Origin of the sequence: Paractinoplanes lichenicola (genome assembly GCF_016785085.1) — a bacterium.
GTDB classification, from domain to species: Bacteria; Actinomycetota; Actinomycetes; order Mycobacteriales; family Micromonosporaceae; genus Actinoplanes; species Actinoplanes lichenicola.
In genome coordinates, this window is record NZ_JAENHO010000009.1 from 140,436 (window position 1) to 160,167 (window position 19,732).

Here is a 19,732-nt window from a genome sequence, read left to right on the forward strand (position 1 = left end):
GCTGTCAGGCCGCGAACCGGTTGACCTTCTCCGGGTGCAGCACGATGCGGGTCATTCCCGAGGCCTGCCACTCCTCGAGCAGCTGCCGGTGGCCCGGGTCGCTCATGTCGTAGTAGCGGTCGGCCAGCCGGGTCGCCAGCTCGATCCCGTCGTCGTGCAGCGTGACCGTGCCCTCCACCGACACCCAGTGCTCGGGTTCGCCGACCGGGGCGGCCACCACGACCGACGCCCGGGGCTGTTCGCGCAGCCGCGCCACCTTGGGCGCGCCCGGGTCGGAGAACAGGTGCAGGGTGCCGTCGGCGGCCTGCTCGAACCACACCGGACGGGGTGCGGGCCAGCGCTCGCCGCGCGGCGCGACGGTCAGGAAGGCGTAGAGCGGGCGGGCCAGCAGCGTCAGATCCTCGTCGCGAAACATGCGATCAACAGTGACACATGGAAAGGCCCGGCCCTCCCGCTCGGGAGAGCCGGGCCTTGGGCCCAATTACGGCTTCTCGGCCGTGTGCAGGGCCGCGACTTCCGCGTCGGTCAGCGCGCGGTTGTAGGCGTGCACCTCGTCGACCGAGCCCGACCAGTAGTCGGTGCGGTTGCCGGCATACTTGGCCCGGCCCACCGCCAGCGGACCGGTGCTGACCACGTCCGGACCGGCCGGAACCGCGGCCGCCCGCTGCCCGTCGACGTAGAGGCGTACCTCACCGCCGGCGTGGTCGCGCACGCCGACCAGGTGGTACCAGCGGTTCAGCTCGGGCGTGACCGCCAGCCGGGCCCGGTTGCCGCCGGGGGTGCTGAAGGCGAACGCGCCCTGCCCGTACTGCAGGTAGAACGGGTTCTCGGTGACCCGGCCGTCCTGGCTCACCGCCGAGGCGTAGTTGCCCGGCAGCTTGTCGAGCGTGACCCAGGCCGCCACCGTGTAGTCCTTCGTGGTGTCGAGCACGGGCCCGGCGGTGTCGGCCGAGTCGCCGTCACCGTCGAACTTCAAACCCTTCCCCCGTACGCCGTCGGTCCACGCCGTGTTCCCCGAGAGCGCCAGATCGGCCTTGCCCCCGCTGGAATCGCGAGCCGTGGTGCCGCTGCCCTCGTCGAGGGTCCAGTCGCCGCGACCGGGGTACGACGCCTCGGTCACCGGATTCGCGCCGGCCTCGATGATTTTGAGGTTGACCGCCCGTACGGGACCGGGGTTGACCTTGATCTCCCGGCGGTCGTAGGTCCAGAGCCCGTTGAGCTCCGTCTCGAGGTCGGTGATCTGGGTGTAGACCGAGCCGGAGAGCTCCGCCCGGGCCGCGTCCAGATAGAACCGCTCGGTGTTGTCGACGTACTTGGCGGTCAGTGCGGCCTTGTCGGCGACCCCGCTGTAGATGACCGCCGGGGGACCGGGCCACATGTGCCCCGGGGTGCGCAGCGTGAAGCCGCCGTGCTCGCCGTCCATCGCGATGCGGGTCGCGTCCGGGAAGGCCGGGTCGGTGTTGTTGTAGTCGTGGTGGTCGATGACCTCGCCCTTGCCCGAGTCACCCTTGGAGGCGCAGCAGTTGACGCCGCTGTGCGCGTTGAGGATGCGCGACGGGTCGGCCGCCTTCATCTGCTCGGCGATGCGGCCGGTCTCCTCCCGGTTCCACTCGCCCCAGCCCTCGTTGAACACGATCCAGCCGATGATCGACGGGTAGCTGTGCAGCTGCTTCATCATCTCCTGGCCCTGGCTCAGGAACGCCTGCTGGCCGGCCGTGGAGTTGATGTCGGACGAGACGAAGTCCTGCCAGACCAGCAGGCCCAGCTCGTCGGCGTGGCGATAGAAGCGGGCCGACTCGACCTTGATGTGCTTGCGGACCGCGTTGAAGCCGAGCTTCTTCGTCTCCACCAGGTCGAACTTCAGGGCCGCGTCGCTGGGCTGGGTGTAGAGGCCGTCGGGCCAGAAGCCCTGGTCGAGCGTGGCCAGCGAGAAGATCGGCTTGCCGTTGAGGACCAGCTTCGGGTAGGCGCCGACCTTCTTCACCTCGACGGTGCGCAGACCGAAGTAACTGCGTACGGAGTCAGTGCCTTGCTTGACGTCGAGGTTGTAGAGGTAGGGGTTGTCGGGGCTCCACAGCTGCGGCTTCTCGATCTGGAGCGTCAACGGCGTGTTGGGCGCGCCCGAGATGGTGCCGACCTTTTTGCCCTTTTTGTCGACGGCCGTTGCGGTGATCTTTGCGGTCGAGGTCGAGTTGACCTGGACCGTAACGGAGGTCAGCGTCGGAGTCGTCACCACGGCGTCGATCCCGCCGGGGGCCACCGGCTCCAGCCAAACCGTCTGCCAGATGCCCGACGACGGCTCGTAGACGATGCCCTGCGGGTTGAGCGACTGCTTGCCCTTGGGCTGGTTAGGCCCGGTCACGTCGGTGACGGCGACGACGATCTCCTGCTGCCCGCTCTTCTTGAGGGCGTCGGTGATGTCGGCCGTGAAGGCGTTGTAGCCGCCGGTGTGCTCGGTGACCAGCTTGCCGTTGACCCAGACCTTGGCCTGATAGTCGACCGCGCCGAAGTTGAGCTTGACCCGCTTGTTCTTCCAGCCGCCGGGCACGCTGACGAGCTTGCGATAGAACATGTGGTCCTCGCGCCGCTCGATGCCGGACAGCTGCGACTCGACCGGGAACGGCACGGTGATCTTCTCGGCCAGCTTCTTGCCGAAGACCGGCTGCTCGCCCGCCTCGGCCCCGGCGAACTCCCACTGGCCGTTCAGGTTGAGCCAGTCCTTGCGGATCAGCTGCGGCCGCGGGTATTCGGGCAGCGGGTTCTTCTTGTCGACCTTGTCGCCCCACGGGGTGGTCAGGCGGTGGGCCGAGTTGTTGGTGGCCGAGCGCTGGAACTCGGGGACGGTCTCGCCGCCGACGACCAGGCCGCCGGTGCCGTCGTAACTGACCCGTACGCGCTGGTTCTTCTGAATCGTCGCGTCGAGCTTGATCACGATCTTCTTGCCGTCCCGCTTGACCGACTTGATCGGGAACGGGGTGGTGTCGACCTCGACCTTGGCCTTGTCGGCGAACTGCCCGAGGGTGTCGACCCGCGCGTCGAAGTTGGCGGTCAGCGTGGTGCCGGACTTGTCGACCGCGAACGCGACCGGGAAGACCTGGAAGCCGTCCGGCGGGGTGAACGCCGACTCGGGCACGATCTGCTTGGCGATCCCGGCGCCGGCCCAGCGCAGGAAGAGGTTCGCGCCGCCGACGTCCTGGAACATCTCGATCCGTACGGTGTGAGCCTCGCCGGCCACCAGCCGTACGGGGGTGCTGTTCTGCTCCACGTCCCAGTCGCCGACCCAGTGGTCGATCACCGGCTGGTCGTCGAGGTAGAAGCGGAACCCGTTGTCGCCGATCATCGAGAACGTGTAGTCGCCGGTGGCCGGGGCGGTCAGCTTGCCGGTCCAGCGGGCGGTCGTGTGCTCGGTGCGGCCGGTCAGCGACTCGAACGTGCCGGCCAGGCCGGGCAGGTCGATGTTGGGGTCGAGTACGGTGCCGCCGAGCTCGGCGAAGTCGCGGGCCCCGGGCGCCGACATCCGGAAATACTCGCCCTTGAGGCCGTTGACGGTCACGGCGGCCTGGGCGGAGGCGGGGACCGTGAGGACGGAAGTTATCAGCAACAGGGCGAGCAGGAGTGGTCGCAGGAGCGATCGCGGCATCGAGTGTGTTTCCTTTCGATCAACAGCGCGTTGCGACCACATTGAGGCATCGAAATGTGTGATGTCAACAGAAGGAAACAGACCCGGACACGTTCGTACGTGTGACCGGCGTCACATGATTTCGTGATCCATGGCGGTGGCTCCCGTCGTCTGACCGGATGTGAGAGTGACCGAGCTGGACGAGGAGCATCTGCTGCGGCGCGTCGCGCGGGCCGATCGGGCCGCGTTCGACGAGCTGTACCGGCGCACGTCGCCGTGGCTCGCCGTCCGCCTGCGCCGGCGCTGTGCCGACGACGGCATGGTCGCCGAGGTCATGCAGGACACGTATCTCGCGGTCTGGCGGGCCGCCGGCACGTTCGCCGGGGTGCAGGGCGGCGGCAGCGCGGCCGGCTGGCTCTGGACCATCGCGGCCCGCCGGCTCGTCGACGCGATGCGCAAACGGGCCCGCCGCCCGGAGACCCCGGCCGAGGAGCTGCCCGTACGCAGCACGCCCGCCGCCGAGGACGAGGCGCTCGCCGGCTCGATCGGCGACGAGGTCGGCGCGGCCCTGGCCCGGCTCGCCCCCGAGCTGCGGGCCGTGCTGCACGCGATGGTGCTGGACGGCCTGACCGTACGGGAGACCTCGATCCTCCTCGGCCTGCCCGAGGGAACCGTGAAAAGCAGGGCCCGGCGCGCCCGGACCACCTTGAAGGAGGCCCTGTCGTGAGCAAGCACATCCCGGCCGCGTCGCTGGCCGCCTACACCGCCGGGGACCCGGCCCTGGACGACACCGCGGTCTGGACGATCGAGGTGCACCTGGAGAACTGCGGCGACTGCCGCGCGCAACTGGCCGAGGCGGCCCCGCCCGCGCTGACCGCACTGCTCGACGACGTGCAAGTGATGATCGACAGGGGGGTGCGTACCGGGCCCGAGCCGGTCCGTCGACGCGCCTGGCGTCACTTCGCGCACCGCTGGGCCATGTGGGATCTGGTCCCGTGGCTGGTCACCATCGGCGTCGCGGTGGCCGCCGCGTTCTTCCTCGACCGCACATTCCCGCAACGGCCGTCGCTGGTGCTGCTGCTGGCGCCCATCGCCCCGCTGGCGGGCATGGCCGCCGCCTGGTCCCGGCGCCGCGACCCGGGCTGGGAGATCGTGGCCGGCACCGCCCGCGCGGGCCTGGAGCTGATGCTGCGCCGCACCACGGTGATCCTCGCGCTCGTGCTCCCGCCGCTGGCCCTGGCCGGCTGGCGGCTGGGCATGTCGCCGGCGCTGTGGCTGCTGCCCGCCCTGACCTTCACCGCGGCCACGCTGCTGCTGGGTGGCCGGTTCGGGGTGGTGCGGGCGGCCGCGACCCTGGGCGGCGCCTGGTTCCTGGCCGTCGTGACCCCCGCCGTCATCACCGCCGACATCCCGGCCCTGATCGAGCCGGCCAGCGCCCCCGGCTGGGCCGTGGCCGCCGTCGCCGGCACCGTTCTCGCAGTCTGGCGCGCCGGCGACCACCGGCACACCAACCCCCGATAACTGGAGGAAAACAGTGGTACGCATGGTGAGCGCGACGGAGTTGCGTCCGTCGACCAACGCCTGGCCCATCGAGGCCGACCGGTTGAGCGTCAAGGCCGGCAAGCACCTGGCCGTCGACGGGCTCGACCTCAAGCTCGGCGTCGGCGTGCACGGCCTGCTCGGCCCGAACGGCGCCGGCAAGACCACGCTGATGCGCGCGCTGTCGACAGTCGAGCGCCCGTCCGGCGGCCGGCTGCGGCTGCTCGGCGAGGACGCCACGGACGGCCGGGCGCTGCGCGCGCTGCGGGCCCGGCTCGGCTACCTGCCGCAGCACTTCGGCTTCTACCCCCGGTTCACCGTGCGCGAATACGTCGAATACGTGGCCTGGCTGCGCGAGATGCCCAAGGCGGACATCCCCGAGGCCGTGCAGCGCGTGATCGACCGGGTCGGGCTGGCCGACCGGGCCGACTCGCGGCTCAGGACGCTCTCCGGCGGCATGCTGCGCCGCGTCGGCGTGGCCCAGGCCATCGTCAACAGCCCCGACGTGCTGCTGCTGGACGAGCCGACCGTCGGGCTCGACCCCGAGCAGCGCGTCGAGTTCCGCACCCTGCTGCGCGACCTCGGCACCGACAGCTGCGTGCTCGTCTCGACCCACCTCGTCGAGGACGTGGTCGCGGCCTGCTCCGACGTCGTGATGGTCAACCTGGGCAAGCTCGTCTGGCAGGGTGTGCCGGCCGAGCTGATCGCCCTGGGCGAGCAGGGCGGCGTCGGCGACAGCCCGGCCGAGCGCGGTTACAGCACCATCCTGGCCAGCCACCGGAGTGCGGCATGAGGCGGATGCTGGGAATCGAACTGCGCCGCTCGAACGCGCTGACCCTGGTGCTGCTGCTGGTCGCGGCCAGCATCGCGGGCCTGCTGCTGTCCGGCAACGACTGGTACGCCACCTGGATCCGGCTCTCCTACCTGCACGGCTCCTCGCTGTTCCTGCTGCTCCCGCTGGCCCTGGCCGGGGGTGCGGTGCTCGGGCGGCGCGAGAAGCGCACCCACGCCGCCGAGCTGATCGCCAGCACCGGGCGGCCCAAGGCCCAGCGGCTGCTGCCCGGCCTGCTCGCCGTCGGTCTCGCGGCCGGCCTGACCCACCTGGTGTTCTTCGCCGCGGCCGGGATCGTGCCCGCGACGACCGGCAGCTACGCGGGGCTGACGGCCCTGCTGTGGCCGCTCACCGGCACCCTCGCGCTGATCGGCGGCGTCTGGCTGGGCCTGGCGGCCGGCCGGGCGTGGGCCTCCCCGCTGGTGCCGCCGCTGGTCGCGGTGCTCGCGCTGATCGCGCAGATCGGCCTGTCCGAGGTCGGCGGGCCCGGCGGGTCGTCGCCGCTGCGCAACCTCTCGCTGCTGGGCCAGCCGCCGAGCTACGACTGGGAAGCCATCACGCCCCGCACGCTGATCGGCTGGACGCTGCTCGGGCTCGGCCTGGCCGCCGGCGGTTACCTACTGTCGACGGGCCGCACCTGGCTGCCCCGGGTGGTCGCCGTGGCGGTGATGGGCGTCGCCTTCACGGCCGCCGCGATCATCCCGGGCACGGAGCAGACCGACCACTACCGCATCGACGCCGGCGCGCAGAAGCTGGTGTGTGCCGACGGCGCCCCGCAGGTGTGCGTGACCGCGGTCCACGCGTACGTTCTGGACGACGCCGCACCCCAGGTCCGCAAGGCGATGGAGATCCTGGCCAAGCTGCCCGGCGCCCCGACCAGGGCCGCCGAGTGGCGCGCCGACGAGGTCTACGGCTTCGGGAACGCGAACTGGATGAACGGCGGCACGACCCGCCCCGAGCCGGGCACGCTCAACTTCGACCTCGTGCTGGACGACAACAAGATCAGCGAGCAGCTGGTCGAGAACATCGTCGTCGGCGCCGGCACGTACTGGAACGGGTGCGAGCAGGGCTGGGACACGGTGGCCGGGCACGCGGCCGGGGCCTGGCTGATGGGCTCGGACAAGCTCGAGGGCGTCGACGACGGCTCCGACAACTACCCGGAGCAGCAGGAGGAGGTCGCGAAGGTGCTGGCCGCCCTGCGCGCCGCGCCCGAGCAGGAGCAGATCCGCCGGGTGGCGGCCATGCGTGACGCCGCGCTGAGCTGCAGCGGCGCCGACCAGACGGCCATCCTCACCGGCAAGGCGTCGGCGTGATGCGCTGGCTCACCCTGTACGCACGCTCCCGGCGCCTGCCGCTGGCGGTGCTGGTCTCGATCGGCGCGGTCGCGCTGGTCTGGGGCGGCTGGGGCCTGTTCACCGACCGGCGCGAGATCAACGAGAGCCTGGCGCTGATGACCGTCCTGCTGGCCCTGGCCCCGCTGATCCCGACGATGGCCGGCGACGACGACTCGCTGGAATCGGGCGCGGCCCTGCCCTGGCCGCCGCGGCGGGCGCTGCACGTGCTCGCCTTCGCCGCCCTGGCCTGCGTGCCGCTGCTGGCCAGCGCGGCCACCGGCGCCTGGTTCGGCCCGCCGGGCACGGTGCTGCGCAACGTGGCCGCGCTGACCGGGCTGATCGCCCTGAGCGTCGCCCTGGCCGGCATCCGGATGGCCTGGCAGCTGCCGCTGTGCTGGACCGTCCTGCAGATGCTGTTCGGCGGCCTGGCCGAGCCGGGCTGGAAGGAAGCACCGTTCCTGCTGCTCCAGCCGGCCGGCAGCGAGACCGCCGCGGTCACCGCGATCGTGCTCTTCGCCGCCGGGGTGCTGGCCTACGCCTGGCGGGCCGGCCCGCGCGTCGCCCCGGCCGAGGTCGCGTTCGGTCAGTGACCGTCCTTGCGGCTGATCGCGTAGTGCAGCGTGAGGAACGGCATCCCGTACAGGGAAAAGGAATGCTCGGCCTTGAGCTCCTGGTCGTCGACGAAGACGTCGAGTTGCTCGGTGAAGCCGTGCACGGCGAGGGTGGTGAGCTCGCGGGTGCCGGGGTCGATGTAGGTCAGGTAGTGGCCCGGGTGGGCGAGCTCGCTGCGGCTGGTCAGCACGAGCCCGCCGCCCGGGCGGGGGAGCGGCAGCAGGGTGGCCGTGAAGCTGCCCTGCGGCACCGGGAAGCCGACGCTGACGAAGCCGCGATCCTCGTGCCGGTAGGTCGTGTAGATGCCCACATAGATCGGCTCGTCGGTGTCGGCGAAGGACCGGATCCACCCCCGTACGCCGATCAGCTCCGCGCCGTCCGGGGTGATCGTGTCGATGCGGCTGCGCACCCCGCGCAGCGTCTCCCGCTGGTTCATCGGCACGTTGGCCTGACCCAGCGGCCGCGCGACGAGCGTGCGATAGAGCAGATAACCCGGGCGCACCCAGAGCTTCCACTCGGGCACGATGTCGAGCTTGAACCGGGTGGTGTGCTCGTAGAACTCGCGGACCAGGGGATCGACCCAGTCGGGCTCGAACTGGGGGCCGGCCAGGTCGTCGAGCGACGCGACGATGCCCACGTCGCCGGCGTCGGCCTGATACTTCCCGCCCAGCACCTCGGCCAGGCCGCGCACGTAGTCGGTGCCGACATAGCCCGTACGGGCCTCGAGCGGGACGACGAACGGCAACTCGTCGGCCGCCACCCGCTCGGCCAGCAGGTCGACCTGGGGATCGCGGAACAGCAGCGCCGACAGCACCCGGAAGCCGACCACGGTCGTCGCCGCGACCACGGCCGGGTTCGCTTTCGTATTGCGGAAGGCCGCGCCCGCGACTGCCCCGACGACCGGGCCGAGCGCCACCTTCTGCGGGCGCAGGCCGAGCCCACCGGCGACCGTACCCGCGGCCAAAGCCACCGGAAGCGGCCTGGCCTTGGTCACCCAGCCCGCCTGGGCCGCGATCGCGCCGCTCATCACCACGCGCGACCACCAGGGCGGAATCTCGCCCGGACGCTGCCGAGCCCGGGCCACCCCTTCGACCGCGGCCAGCGCGGCCGCCCCGGCCAGCGCCCCTGTCACCCGGCGACGGGTGAGCGCGGCCCCGGCCAGGGCACCCACGGCGGCGGCGAACGCGATCCCGGCGGCTTTCGTCATGCGCGCATGGTAGTCACTCCACGTGCGCGGCCGCGGCCAGGATCGCGTCGATGGCGGCCTGCGGCTGCGACACCATCGAGACGTGCGACGCCGAGACGTCGGTGATCTTCGCGCCGGCCCGCTCGGCCATCGACCGCTGCGTGTCGGGCGGGATCACCCGGTCCTCGAGGCCGATGACCGCCCAGCTCGGCAACGTCTTCCAGACCGCCGTGACCGACGGGGCGGTGTTGGCGCTCAAGGTGATCGGCCGCTGGCCCGCGGCGATCAGCCACCGGTCGGCCTCGGGCAGATCTTGGGCGAAGGCGGTGTGCACGGTCTCGGGTTTGAGGAACGCCTCGACGTCGCCCTCGGGCCCGCCGGGATAGCCCGCCAGGTCGAGCACCGTGGTGGGATCGGGCACGGCCAGCGCCGACCCCGAGTCGCCGAGGATCCCGAACGTGGTCTCGCCCTCGTCGGGGATGAACGCGTCCACATAGACCAGCGCCCGCACGTCGCCGCCCCCGGTCGCGGCGTTCGTGATGACAAAACCGCCGTACGAGTGGCCGGCCAGCACGACCGGCCCGCTCGTGCGCTGGGCCAGGAACGAGGAGATGTACGCGGCGTCACCGGCGGGGCCGCGCAACAGGTTGGTCGGCGCGAGGACCGTGAACCCCTGACCCTGCAGGGCGGAGGCGACGGCATTCCAGCTCGAGGCGTCGGCCCAGGCGCCGTGTACCAGAACGATCGTAGGTTTCGACATGACTGTCCCCCTGAACGTCGTAGTCACCGGTGATCGTAGGAGCCCGGCAGCGCCGCCTCCACCACCCAGCCACCGCCTGGGAGCGTTCCCGCGTCGAGCCGGCCGCCCTGCTCCCGTACGCGTTCCCGCAGCCCATCCAGGCCGTGACCGGTGCCGCCGAGCTCCAGCCGCGCCTGCGTCGACGGGTCGTTTTCCACGCGTACGGATAAACGCCGTCCTTCCCCCGTGACAAGAACCCGCACCGGGGCTCCGGGCGCGTGCCGCAGCGCGTTGGTCAGGCTCTCCTGCACCACCCGGAAGGCGACGTGCGCGACCGGCGCCGGCACCCCGTCCCGGTCGCCGGTGAACCGGCACGTCACGTCGAGACCGCTGCGAGCCGCGCGGGTCACGACCTCCTCGATCAACGACAGGTCCGGACCGCCGACCTCGGTGCCGCCCAACAGGTCGATCAGGCGCTTGAGGTCGGCCTGCCCCTGCCGCGCCGACTCGGCGATCGCGCCGAACGTCTCCCGGGCCCCCGCCGGATCGCGCTCGACGAGCCGCTGCCCGGCCGCGGCCTGGATGATCATCACGCTGATCGCGTGGCCGATGATGTCGTGCAGCTCGGCCGCTATCCGCGCGCGTTCGTGCCGCAGCGCCAGCTCGGCGAACAGTTCGCGCTCCTCCTCGAGCTCGCGCCCGCGCTCGGCCAGCTGCCGGGCGGCCTCGCGACGCAGGCGCAGCACCGTGCCCGCGAAGAAGGCCGGCACGCTGAACATGGCCAGCCCGATCGACGGGTCCACCAACGACCACAACGCCCAGAGGTACGCCACCAGCCCCGCTCCGGCCAGCCAGGCCGCCCGGCCGCCGAAGGCCAGGGCCGCCACCCCGGCCAGCAGGGCCATGATGACCAGGGCCGGATCGGGGAACCAGCCGCGCCCGCCGAGCACCGCCGCCAGCAGCCACAACGAGCCACCCACGACCGTCACGACCTGCGGATGCTTGCGCCACCAGAGCAGCGTGAGCCCGCTGACGGTCAGCAGCACGATGGGCGGCGCCCACTGCCCGGCAACGGTCGCCGGCACTACGACCACCGCGATGACCAGCGCCGCGATCGCCGCCCGCTCCAGCATCTACATCACCGGCAGCAGCGCCACGACCCGCGCCCGGCCCCGCGCCACCCGCACGTCGACCGACCCGCCCAGCAGCCGCGCCCGCTCCCGGGCCCGGGTCACCGCCGCGCGTACTTCGCCGCCCCGGCCGACCGCGCCGTTCACCCGGATCTCCAAAGCGTCGTTGTCGAACCGGATCGCCACCTCGAGCCCGTCGAGCACGCCGACCAGATATTCGACGATCCGATAGGCCGACAGCTCCACCGTCGCCGGCAACGACCGCGGATCGCCGGTCACGGTCAGGCAGGAATCCAGGGCCAGCAGCGTTTCGAGATGCGCGACGCTCGGCGCCGGCGACAGGTCGACCTCCCCGCCGCGCAGCAGGCCCACGATCTCGCGCATGTCGTCCATCGTCCGGCGGCTGTCACTCTCGATCGACTCGAGCAGCTGCCGGGCCCCCGCCGGTTCGAGCCCGTCGGCCGACTCGGCGGCCCGCCCGAGCTGGTCGAGCCGTTCCTGCAACAACTCGTCGAGCTGGCGGGAGAGGCGGGCCCGGTCGTCGGCCACCAGCAGCGCGGCCCGCTCGTCGCGCAACTGCCGCAACTCCTCGTCACGGCTGCGCAATTGCCGGTTGAGCATGCTGCGCTGCCGGGCCGCCCGGCCCACGCCGAACACGATCAGCGCGACCGGCACGGCCAGGATCAACGCGCCCGGCCCGGCGGACGAGTCGACCACCAGGACGGCGCAACACAGCAACACATTCAAGCCAAAAGCCAACCAGGCCCTCGTACGGGGGTAGGAAAGCGCCCCGAGGAACGTCAAGGTGAACACGAGTGGCAGCCCCGCGCCGCACCTGGTGACCCAGCCGAAGAGCAGGTCGTGCAGAACCATGACGACCAGCGCGACGCCGGTGACGGCCAGGACGCTGCGACGCCACCACAGCACCGGGATCGTGGCCGCGGCGAACAGCGGAACCATCCACACCGAATGCGAGTCGACCGGGTGCACCGCGGCGCCGGCGGCGATGTCGCGGGCCATCTGCGCGTCGTCGACCACCACCATGAAGACCATGAGCAGAACCCCGAGCGCCGTCAGGCACCCCGCCAGGAGCCAATCGCCGATCCGGATCCTGCTCATCGCCGCACCCCTCTTCAGACTGTCGCGTGCTCGGCGGCCGGCTTCGTGGTCCTTCGATTCTGGACCGCGAGGCCGATGCCGTAGAAGAGGGCGGACCCCGGAAGAGCGATCTCGAGACCACCCGGCAGCCCGCCGATCGACGAGTCCCGCACGAGCACGAGCAGCAACAAGGCGACGATCCCGGCCGCCCCGATCGCCTGGTTCCGGACGTTACCGGCGAACCGGGCCACCGCGTACGAGAGGGCGAAGGCCAGCGGCAGCCCGGCGCCGCACCGGGTCACCCAGCCGAACGCCACCACGTGGATCGCCATCGCCGCCACCGTCACCCCGACGACGGCCAGAACGTTTCGCCGCCGCCACAGGATCGGCGCGGTGGCCAGCAGAAACACCGGCAGCATGACCCACGACGTGGTGGACAGCGGATGGGCCAGAGACTCGTCGTCGGCCCCCATCACGTTCGCCACCATGAGCAGCGCCCCGGCCGCCGTCAGCAGCGCCGCCACAATCCAATCGGTCCTCTTCATGACCGTTCCCCTTTCGTTTCCCGGAACGGTAGGGATCCGCGGGGGTAGCCCTCGTCTTCCTCGAGGACGATGTCCCGGCCCCGCATCCTCCGCAGGGATGACCCGCCGTCGTCCGCCGGTTCGGCACAATCGCAGGTGTGATCCGGGTGCTGATAGCCGACGACCAGACCCTGGTCCGCACGGGCTTCCGCGTCATCCTGGAGGCCGAAGGCGACATCACGGTGGTGGCCGAGGCGGGCACGGGGACGGAGGCGATCCGCCAGTCCCAGCTCACGAAGCCCGACGTGATCCTGATGGACATCCGCATGCCGGAGCTGGACGGACTGGCCGCCACCGAAGAGATCCTGCGCCACCCCGACCCACCCACGATCGTCGTCCTGACCACGTTCGACCAGAACGAGTACGTCTACCGCGCGTTGCGCGTCGGCGCCGCGGGATTTCTGCTCAAGGACGCGCCGTCGACCCGCCTCCTGGCCGCGGTGCGGGCGGCGGCAACGGGGGACTCGCTGATCGAGCCGTCGATCACGCGTCGGCTGGTCGAACGTTTCGCCTCCCCGGTGGTGCCGGCCGGCCCGCCGGCGGAGTTGGCCGCCTTGACCGAGCGCGAGCGGGATGTGTTGCGCTCCATGTCGCGGGGGTTGTCCAACGCCGAGATCGCGGCCGAGTTGGTGGTGGCCGAAACAACGGTCAAAACCCACGTGGCTCGCATCCTGACCAAACTCAACCTGCGCGATCGGGTGCAGGCGGTGGTCCTCGCCTACGAGACAGGCTTCGCCACCCGCCGCGACCACTAGCCTCTACGCGTTGCGTTTGTCAGCCGCCGCGCCCACCTGCTGCTGCCACCATCCGCTACCGCCGTTTGCCACCCGCCGCGGTCGCCTGCCGCCACCCGCTGCCATCCGCCGTGGCAACCTGCGGTCACCACCCCGCTGCGGTCACCACCCACCACTCGCCGTGGCCACCTGCCACGCTGCCACCCGCCCGGCGCTGCCACTACCGGCCACCCGCAACCTGCTGTGACCCGCCGCTGCGGCGGCCGCCATCTCGCCGCGCCGTCGCGGCCGCCGCCCTGGGCCGCCGCCCCTGGGCCGCCGCCCTGGGCCGCCGCCCTGGGCCGCCGCCCTGGGCCGCCGCCCCTGGGCCGCCGCCCCTGGGCCGCCGCCCCTGCGCCGCCGCCCCTGCGCCGCCGCCCCTGCGCCGCCACCCTGCGCCGCCACCCCGCCGCGGCCAACAAGGTGGGATCGCGCGCCCCTGGTGGGCGTCGATGGTTCCTCGTGGTGGCTTGCGTGCGCTCGGTGGGCGTCAATGGTCACCCGTGGCGGCACGCCTGCGCTCGGTGGGCTGATGAGTTTCTTTGGTTGCGGTCAGGCGGTGGTTGCGGTGACTACTCGCGGCCGTAGTTTCGCCTGCGGTGGGTGCAACTCATCATGCTGTGGTCAAGGTTGAGTCCTGGGTAGGCGGGCCGCTCAGCCGCGGGATTCCGTTTGTCTGGGTCAAGGTCTTTGGCCTGGACCACCGAATGATGAGTTTTGCTCAGCCGCGGCCTGAAAACGGCATCGAGGGATCACCGCGACCACTATCAAAGCGTGACCAAAGGAATCATTGAACCTCTTCGCGCGGGCGCGCCGCCAAGCGTGACCGTTGACGCCCACCGAGCGCATGCAGCCCCGCAGGCCGCCACGGGACACCAATGGGCCCCCCGAGCGTGCGGCCGCCGAGTCGCTTCAGGTCACCCGAGACTGACCGGCGTCCGGTGTTGGCTGTGACAGGCGTACGGGAATTGGTTGTTCATCACGTGTTCTGGTCCGTGGGCGCGCTCCCGGCATAGCTTGAGGTGGCACAGCACCAACCGCGAGGGGGAGTCCCACATGCCTTACGTGACCACGAACGACGGCGTCGAGATCTTCTACAAGGACTGGGGGACCGGTCAGCCTATCGTGTTCAGTCACGGGTGGCCGCTGTCCGCCGACGACTGGGACACGCAGCTGCTGTTCTTCGTTCAGAACGGTTACCGGGTCATCGCGCACGACCGCCGGGGTCACGGCCGGTCCACTCAGGTCAGCGACGGCCACGACATGGACCACTACGCCGATGACCTGGCCGCCCTGACCGCGCATCTCGACCTGCACGACGCTATTCACGTCGGGCACTCGACCGGTGGCGGCGAGGTGGCGCACTACATCGCGCGGCACGGTGAGAGCCGGGTGGCGCGGGGTGTGCTGATCAGCGCCGTCCCGCCGCTCATGGTGCAGACCGAGGCCAACCCGGGTGGCCTGCCCAAGAGCGTGTTCGACGACCTGCAGGCGCAGCTGGCCGCGAACCGGTCGGAGTTCTACCGGGCGCTGCCGTCGGGCCCGTTCTACGGCTTCAACCGTGAGGGTGTCGAGTCGTCCGAGGCGATCATCGAGAACTGGTGGCGTCAGGGCATGATGGGCGGCGCGAAGGCCCACTACGACGGCATTGTCGCGTTCAGCCAGACCGACTTCACCGAGGACCTCAAGAAGATCACCGTCCCGGTTCTGGTCATGCACGGCGACGACGACCAGATCGTGCCGTATGCGGACTCTGCCCCGCTTTCCGCCGCGCTGCTGAAGAACGGCACGCTCAAGACGTACGCCGGTTTCCCGCACGGCATGCCCACCACCCAGGCCGACACCATCAACGCCGACCTGCTGGAGTGGCTGAAGTCCTGACCCCGCGCGACAACAGGGGCGCGGTCCGTAATTGGCGTTTTGTTACTACAGTCGTGGGCGATGAAGTCGCTATCGAAGGTGGTCGTCGCGCTGGTGGCCGCAACGCTGGGTGCCGGTGTGTTGCCTGCGCCGGCCCACGCGATCGCGAACGGTGAGGATGTCGCCGACGGACAGTACGAGTTCGCGGTCAAGCTGACCGACATCGGCATCCCCACCAAGGACGGCGGCAAGCGGAACAGCTCCTGCTCGGGCGGGTTGATCTCGCCCCGGTGGGTGCTGACCGCCGGCCACTGCTTCAAGGACGAGAACGACCGCCGGGTGTCGCGCCCGGTCGCCGATCGCACGGTCGCCACGATCGGAAGAGCAGACCTTTCCGGTACGGCGGGTTTCAGCGCGAATGTCGTCGAGGTGCGCCAGCACGGGGACGCCGACGTCGCGCTGGCCCGCCTCGACCGGCCGATCACCGGCGTGCCGCTCATGCGCCTGAATCGCAAGAAGCCCGTCAAAGGCCAGACCGTGCGGCTCGTCGGGTTCGGCCTGACCGACGGCAAGGCCAAGCAGACCACGCTGCGCCTGCAGACCGGCCAGTTCGAGATCACGTCGACGTCGAAGCTCGAGATGGGCGTCATCGGCAAGGCCCCCCGCGAGGACACCAGCGCCTGCGAGCACGACTCCGGCGGGCCGTATTTCATCGGCGGCCCGACCGGCGCCCCCACCGTGGTCGGCGTGGTCAGCCGGGGCCCGGACTGCCCGCACACCGGCGCCGACACCTCGGCCCGGGTCGACGCGGTCGCCCCCTGGATCCTCTCGGTGATCGGCGCCGACCTGAAGGCCGCGGCGGCCAAGCCCAGCCCCAAGCCCACCGAGGCGGCCGCGGCGCCCGCCCGCCGGGCCGAGTCGCGGTCGGGTGAGCCCGCCGACGAGCCGGTTTCGCCGTTGCTGTGGGTGGCCGCGGTGCCCATCGTGCTGCTGATCGGCGCACTCGTGATGTGGGCCGCGAAACCGCGCAAGGGGTCACACCGCCGCCGCTAGCTGCGAAAACAGCGCCGTGTCAGGCCGTATCAGCGGTATGTGCGCGCGCTGTCAGCACCAGGCGCGAGTCTCTACGTCGAGGGCAGCCGTCACGCTGCCCGCGACGGAGGGGGACGGAACATCATGAGCGATCTCGTGGTGCGCGCGGAGGGGCTGCGCAAGCGATTCGGCAAGACGCAGGCGCTCGACGGGGTGGACCTGGCGATGCGACGCGGAACCGTGCTGGGCGTGCTCGGCCCGAACGGCGCCGGCAAGACCACAGCCGTACGGGTCCTGGCGACTCTGCTGCGGCCCGACGAGGGCTACGCCGAGGTGGCCGGGATCGACGTGCTCAAGGAGCCCGCGCGGGTGCGCCGGCGGATCGGTCTGACCGGGCAGTACGCCAGCGTCGACGAGGACCTGACCGGCACCCAGAACCTGGTGCTGATCGGCCAGCTGCTCGACCTGCCGACCCGGGACGCGCGGAAGCGGGCGGCCGAGCTGCTCGAATGGTTCGACCTGGCCGAGGCGGCGGGACGGCCGGCCAAGACGTATTCCGGTGGCATGCGCCGCCGGCTCGACCTGGCCGCGAGCCTGGTCGGCCACCCCGAGGTGATCTTCCTCGACGAGCCGACCACCGGCCTCGACCCGGCCAAGCGCGAGGACATGTGGGGTGTCGTGCGCAACCAGGTCGCCCAGGGCGCGAGCGTCCTGCTGACCACGCAATACCTGGAGGAGGCGGACGCGCTGGCCGACGAGATCGTGGTGGTCAACCACGGCCGCGTCATCGCGCACGACGATCCCGACGGCCTCAAACGGCGCGTCGGGGGACTGACCTTGCGAGTACGCCCGGCCGACGCGGCCCGGGTGCCCGAGGTGATCAGGGTTTTGGACGCCGTGGCCGCCCCCGGCACCAACGCGTCCTCCGACACCGCCGCCGGTGCCCGTCCCGGCGCGGTCAGTGTGCCGGTCAAGGACGACCTGGCCCTCGACGTGGTCGTGCCCGCGCTGCGCCGGGCCGGCGTCGAGGTCGTCGACCTCGGCCTGCACCTGCCCAGCCTGGACGAGGTCTTCCACTCCCTCACCGACGACGGTGACCCCACTGCTTCCGCCAAGGAGGATGAGCTCGTATGACCACGCTCGACGTTCCCGTTCGCAACATCACCGGCGACATCGACAAGCCCCGCGGCGGCGCGCTAGCCGCCCTTGTGCGCCACAGTGTGGCCCTGGCCCGGCGCAGCCTGATCAAGACCATCCGTACGCCGGAGGCCCTGATCGACGTCACCCTGCAACCAGTCATCTTCCTGGCGCTGTTCACCTACCTGTTCGGCGGCGCCATCGCCGGCGGTGACCGCAGCGCTTACCTGCAGTTCCTGCTGCCCGGCCTGCTCGCCCAGTCACTGTCCATGGGCAGCATCGCGCTCGGCCAAAATCTCAACGCCGACATCGAGAAGGGCGTGTTCGATCGCTTCCGGTCCCTGCCGGTGGCCCGCTCGGCTCCCCTGGTGGGCGCGGTGGCCGCCGACGTCGTCCGCTACATCACCCTGACCGTGGTGATGCTGGGCTTCGGCATGCTCATGGGCTTCCGGGTGCAGACCGGCTTCCTGCCCACCATCGCGGCGCTCGGGCTGGCCATCGCGTTCGGCCTGAGCTTCGGCTGGATCTCGGTGTGGGTCGGCATGATGGTCCGTACGTCGGGCGCCGTCCAAGGCGTGATGTTCCTGCTGGTCTTCCCGCTCGGCTTCGGCAGCAACGTCTTCGTCGCCACCGACACCCTGCCCGGCTGGCTGCAGGCTTTCGTCCATGTCAATCCGATCACGCCACTCGTCGCCACGATCCGCGGCCTCCTGATCGGCGGCCCGGTGGCCAACCACCTGCTGCTCACGCTGGCCTGGATGGCCGGTTTGCTGATCGTGTTCGTACCGCTGGCATTGCGCGCCTACAACCGCCGCGCCTGACGCACACGAGAAAGGGCCGGCCCTTCGGGACCGGCCCTTTCGGTGTCAGTACCGGTAGTAGCCCACCAGCCCGGAACGGCCGCTGACCGAGCTCTTCCGGATGTTCATCCCGGTCTGCGGCGCCTCGATCATCCGGCCGGCGCCGACGAAGATCGCCACGTGTGTCGTGTTGGTCGGGCCCGACCCGAAGTAGACGAGGTCACCGGGCTGCGGGGCGGTCACCCGCTTCATCCGCTTGAGATGCATGTTCGTGTTGCCGCCGCCGAGCACATCCACCCCGTACGCCTGCCGGTAGACCCACCGCGTGAAGCCGCTGCAGTCGACCCCGACGGTCTTGGTGGCCGGGCACGGCTTGATCGAACCGGTGTACCCGTCGCACGTACCCGTCGAGGGGCCGGCCACCGAGCCGTGCCCACCGCCCCACACGTACGGGACTGAGCCGCCCCGCCACGGCGAGACCGCCCGCCCGGCCAGCACGTCCTCGGCGATCCGGACGATCGCCGAACCGCCCGCCGGGGGCACCGTGACCGAGCACGACGGGTTGCTGACGGCGTTGCCGAAGAACCCCGCCCCGGCCCCGTACGCGAAGACACCGCCATCGGTCCCGGCCAGCCAGTAGCCACCTGCCCGAGGATCGGCCGCGATCCCGGTGATCGGCCCGCCCAGCCGCCGCCCCGCCGCGGACCCCCGGAAGGTCGCCCCGCCCAGCGCGAACACTCCGCCGTCGCCGGCCGTCAGCAGCAGCCCGAAGCCGTTGCCGTCCCGCGCGGCAGCGGTCACCGGCTGCGCCAGCCTCATGCCCGGCAGGGGATTGCTCGACGGCCCGCGGTAGTCGCCGAACGCGAACACCCCGCCGTCGGCCGCCACGGTCGCGTAACCCCGCCCGGTCGGGCTGGCCACGATGTCGACCATCGGCTTGTTCAGCGGCTTGCCACCCATCGACCCGAAGAACGGCGCCCCGCCCAGCGCGAACACGCCACCGTCACCGGCCACCAGCAGCAGCCCGTTGGCCCCGATCCGGGTGGCCTCCACGATCGGCTTGACCAGCTGACCGCGGCCCGCCATGGCCGGCAGCGGATTGGACGCCGGCGCCACCGCGTCGCCGTACGCGAACACACCACCGTCGGCCGCCACCGTCCAATAACCGGACCCCGACCCGGTCGGCACGACCGCGACCATGGGCTTGTTCAGCGCCTTGCCGCCCATCGAGCCGTAGAACCGGGCGTCGCCGTAGCTGAAGACACCTCCGTCGGTGGCCGTCAGCCAATACCCGTTGCCGGTCGGCGTGGGCGCCATGTCCACGATGCTGCCGGCCAGGCACCCCGGCAGGGCGGCCTGCGCCGTCGCGGGCGCGATGAGAGTGAGGGCTGTCGCCGCGAGCGCCACGGCACCCGTGCTCAACAGCTTGCGGTGAATGGACATCGATTTCCCGTCCG

The 19,732-nt window shown here is 71.1% G+C and carries 18 protein-coding genes; 10 read left to right on the forward strand and 8 right to left on the reverse strand.

Annotated features, from left to right (window positions below):
• Window positions 1-4: 4 nt before the first annotated feature.
• Together JKJ07_RS30340 and JKJ07_RS30345 are read right to left on the reverse strand one after the other, a co-directional pair.
• On the reverse strand, window positions 5-415 hold the full coding sequence (locus tag JKJ07_RS30340) for a pyridoxamine 5'-phosphate oxidase family protein (RefSeq protein WP_202995287.1): 411 nt from the start codon (window positions 413-415) through the stop codon (window positions 5-7).
• Window positions 416-481: 66 nt separating this feature from the next.
• Window positions 482-3,640, reverse strand: coding sequence for a LamG-like jellyroll fold domain-containing protein (locus JKJ07_RS30345; RefSeq protein WP_202995288.1), 3,159 nt, complete (start codon window positions 3,638-3,640; stop codon window positions 482-484).
• A 166-nt stretch (window positions 3,641-3,806) separates the two neighbouring features.
• Between JKJ07_RS30345 and JKJ07_RS30350 the strand changes: the two genes are divergently transcribed.
• Genes JKJ07_RS30350 through JKJ07_RS30370 form a run of 5 tightly spaced genes read left to right on the forward strand, consistent with a single transcriptional unit; the run spans window position 3,807 to window position 7,914 of the window.
• The gene (locus tag JKJ07_RS30350) at window positions 3,807-4,346 is read left to right on the forward strand and encodes an RNA polymerase sigma factor (RefSeq protein WP_202995289.1); all 540 of its coding nucleotides are present in this window, start codon (window positions 3,807-3,809) and stop codon (window positions 4,344-4,346) included.
• The gene (locus tag JKJ07_RS30355) at window positions 4,343-5,140 is read left to right on the forward strand and encodes a zf-HC2 domain-containing protein (RefSeq protein ID WP_202995290.1); all 798 of its coding nucleotides are present in this window, start codon (window positions 4,343-4,345) and stop codon (window positions 5,138-5,140) included. The genes JKJ07_RS30350 and JKJ07_RS30355 overlap by 4 nt, the downstream gene beginning before the upstream one ends.
• Before the next feature lie 22 nt (window positions 5,141-5,162).
• Entirely contained in the window at window positions 5,163-5,951 is a 789-nt protein-coding gene (locus tag JKJ07_RS30360) for an ATP-binding cassette domain-containing protein (RefSeq protein ID WP_236030161.1), read from the forward strand.
• Window positions 5,948-7,303 carry a hypothetical protein gene (locus JKJ07_RS30365; RefSeq protein WP_202995292.1) on the forward strand — a complete coding sequence of 452 codons (1,356 nt, stop codon included), beginning with the start codon at window positions 5,948-5,950 and terminating at the stop codon, window positions 7,301-7,303. The genes JKJ07_RS30360 and JKJ07_RS30365 overlap by 4 nt, the downstream gene beginning before the upstream one ends.
• Entirely contained in the window at window positions 7,300-7,914 is a 615-nt protein-coding gene (locus JKJ07_RS30370; protein ID WP_202995293.1) for a hypothetical protein, read from the forward strand. The genes JKJ07_RS30365 and JKJ07_RS30370 overlap by 4 nt, the downstream gene beginning before the upstream one ends.
• Here the strand turns inward: JKJ07_RS30370 and JKJ07_RS30375 are convergent.
• The 5 genes from JKJ07_RS30375 to JKJ07_RS30395 are packed head-to-tail and all read right to left on the reverse strand — an operon-like array spanning window position 7,908 to window position 12,634.
• Window positions 7,908-9,143, reverse strand: coding sequence for a hypothetical protein (locus JKJ07_RS30375; protein WP_202995294.1), 1,236 nt, complete (start codon window positions 9,141-9,143; stop codon window positions 7,908-7,910). The genes JKJ07_RS30370 and JKJ07_RS30375 overlap by 7 nt on opposite strands.
• Window positions 9,144-9,156: 13 nt before the next feature.
• A complete protein-coding gene (locus tag JKJ07_RS30380) occupies window positions 9,157-9,882 on the reverse strand; it encodes an alpha/beta fold hydrolase (protein ID WP_202995295.1) in 726 nt (241 codons plus the stop codon).
• Window positions 9,883-9,905: 23 nt separating this feature from the next.
• Window positions 9,906-10,994: a sensor histidine kinase gene (locus JKJ07_RS30385; RefSeq protein WP_202995296.1), complete on the reverse strand. Its 1,089-nt coding sequence runs from the start codon at window positions 10,992-10,994 to the stop codon at window positions 9,906-9,908.
• Window positions 10,995-12,110: a sensor histidine kinase gene (locus JKJ07_RS30390; protein ID WP_202995297.1), complete on the reverse strand. Its 1,116-nt coding sequence runs from the start codon at window positions 12,108-12,110 to the stop codon at window positions 10,995-10,997.
• A gap of 14 nt (window positions 12,111-12,124) precedes the next feature.
• Window positions 12,125-12,634 carry a hypothetical protein gene (locus JKJ07_RS30395; RefSeq protein ID WP_202995298.1) on the reverse strand — a complete coding sequence of 170 codons (510 nt, stop codon included), beginning with the start codon at window positions 12,632-12,634 and terminating at the stop codon, window positions 12,125-12,127.
• 137 nt (window positions 12,635-12,771) lie between these two features.
• Here JKJ07_RS30395 and JKJ07_RS30400 point away from each other — a divergent pair, with 137 nt between their 5' ends.
• From JKJ07_RS30400 to JKJ07_RS30420, 5 genes are all read left to right on the forward strand, one after another.
• On the forward strand, window positions 12,772-13,428 hold the full coding sequence (locus JKJ07_RS30400; RefSeq protein ID WP_202995299.1) for a response regulator transcription factor: 657 nt from the start codon (window positions 12,772-12,774) through the stop codon (window positions 13,426-13,428).
• A gap of 1,074 nt (window positions 13,429-14,502) precedes the next feature.
• A complete protein-coding gene (locus JKJ07_RS30405) occupies window positions 14,503-15,327 on the forward strand; it encodes an alpha/beta fold hydrolase (protein ID WP_202995300.1) in 825 nt (274 codons plus the stop codon).
• Between the two features lie 60 nt (window positions 15,328-15,387).
• Entirely contained in the window at window positions 15,388-16,359 is a 972-nt protein-coding gene (locus JKJ07_RS30410) for a S1 family peptidase (RefSeq protein ID WP_202995301.1), read from the forward strand.
• A 123-nt stretch (window positions 16,360-16,482) separates the two neighbouring features.
• A complete protein-coding gene (locus JKJ07_RS30415) occupies window positions 16,483-17,472 on the forward strand; it encodes an ATP-binding cassette domain-containing protein (RefSeq protein ID WP_202995302.1) in 990 nt (329 codons plus the stop codon).
• Window positions 17,469-18,296: an ABC transporter permease gene (locus JKJ07_RS30420; protein ID WP_202995303.1), complete on the forward strand. Its 828-nt coding sequence runs from the start codon at window positions 17,469-17,471 to the stop codon at window positions 18,294-18,296. Before JKJ07_RS30415 ends, JKJ07_RS30420 begins: the two co-directional genes overlap by 4 nt.
• A 45-nt stretch (window positions 18,297-18,341) precedes the next feature.
• Here the strand turns inward: JKJ07_RS30420 and JKJ07_RS30425 are convergent, their stop codons facing one another.
• Complete coding sequence (locus JKJ07_RS30425) at window positions 18,342-19,718, reverse strand: C40 family peptidase (RefSeq protein WP_202995304.1); 1,377 nt, start codon at window positions 19,716-19,718, stop codon at window positions 18,342-18,344.
• Window positions 19,719-19,732: the final 14 nt, after the last annotated feature.

Excerpts from the sequence above, each read along its gene's own strand:
- JKJ07_RS30385 (WP_202995296.1), bottom strand. The coding sequence starts at position 10,994 with ATGCTGGAGCGGGCGGCGATCGCGGCGCTGGTCATCGCGGTGGTCGTA.
- JKJ07_RS30365 (WP_202995292.1), top strand. The coding sequence starts at position 5,948 with ATGAGGCGGATGCTGGGAATCGAACTGCGCCGCTCGAACGCGCTGACC.
- JKJ07_RS30390 (WP_202995297.1), bottom strand. The coding sequence starts at position 12,110 with ATGAGCAGGATCCGGATCGGCGATTGGCTCCTGGCGGGGTGCCTGACG.
- JKJ07_RS30425 (WP_202995304.1), bottom strand. The coding sequence starts at position 19,718 with ATGTCCATTCACCGCAAGCTGTTGAGCACGGGTGCCGTGGCGCTCGCG.
- JKJ07_RS30380 (WP_202995295.1), bottom strand. The coding sequence starts at position 9,882 with ATGTCGAAACCTACGATCGTTCTGGTACACGGCGCCTGGGCCGACGCC.
- JKJ07_RS30340 (WP_202995287.1), bottom strand. The coding sequence starts at position 415 with ATGTTTCGCGACGAGGATCTGACGCTGCTGGCCCGCCCGCTCTACGCC.
- JKJ07_RS30405 (WP_202995300.1), top strand. The coding sequence starts at position 14,503 with ATGCCTTACGTGACCACGAACGACGGCGTCGAGATCTTCTACAAGGAC.
- JKJ07_RS30375 (WP_202995294.1), bottom strand. The coding sequence starts at position 9,143 with ATGACGAAAGCCGCCGGGATCGCGTTCGCCGCCGCCGTGGGTGCCCTG.
- JKJ07_RS30420 (WP_202995303.1), top strand. The coding sequence starts at position 17,469 with ATGACCACGCTCGACGTTCCCGTTCGCAACATCACCGGCGACATCGAC.
- JKJ07_RS30395 (WP_202995298.1), bottom strand. The coding sequence starts at position 12,634 with ATGAAGAGGACCGATTGGATTGTGGCGGCGCTGCTGACGGCGGCCGGG.
- JKJ07_RS30360 (WP_236030161.1), top strand. The coding sequence starts at position 5,163 with ATGGTGAGCGCGACGGAGTTGCGTCCGTCGACCAACGCCTGGCCCATC.
- JKJ07_RS30415 (WP_202995302.1), top strand. The coding sequence starts at position 16,483 with ATGAGCGATCTCGTGGTGCGCGCGGAGGGGCTGCGCAAGCGATTCGGC.
- JKJ07_RS30410 (WP_202995301.1), top strand. The coding sequence starts at position 15,388 with ATGAAGTCGCTATCGAAGGTGGTCGTCGCGCTGGTGGCCGCAACGCTG.
- JKJ07_RS30345 (WP_202995288.1), bottom strand. The coding sequence starts at position 3,640 with ATGCCGCGATCGCTCCTGCGACCACTCCTGCTCGCCCTGTTGCTGATA.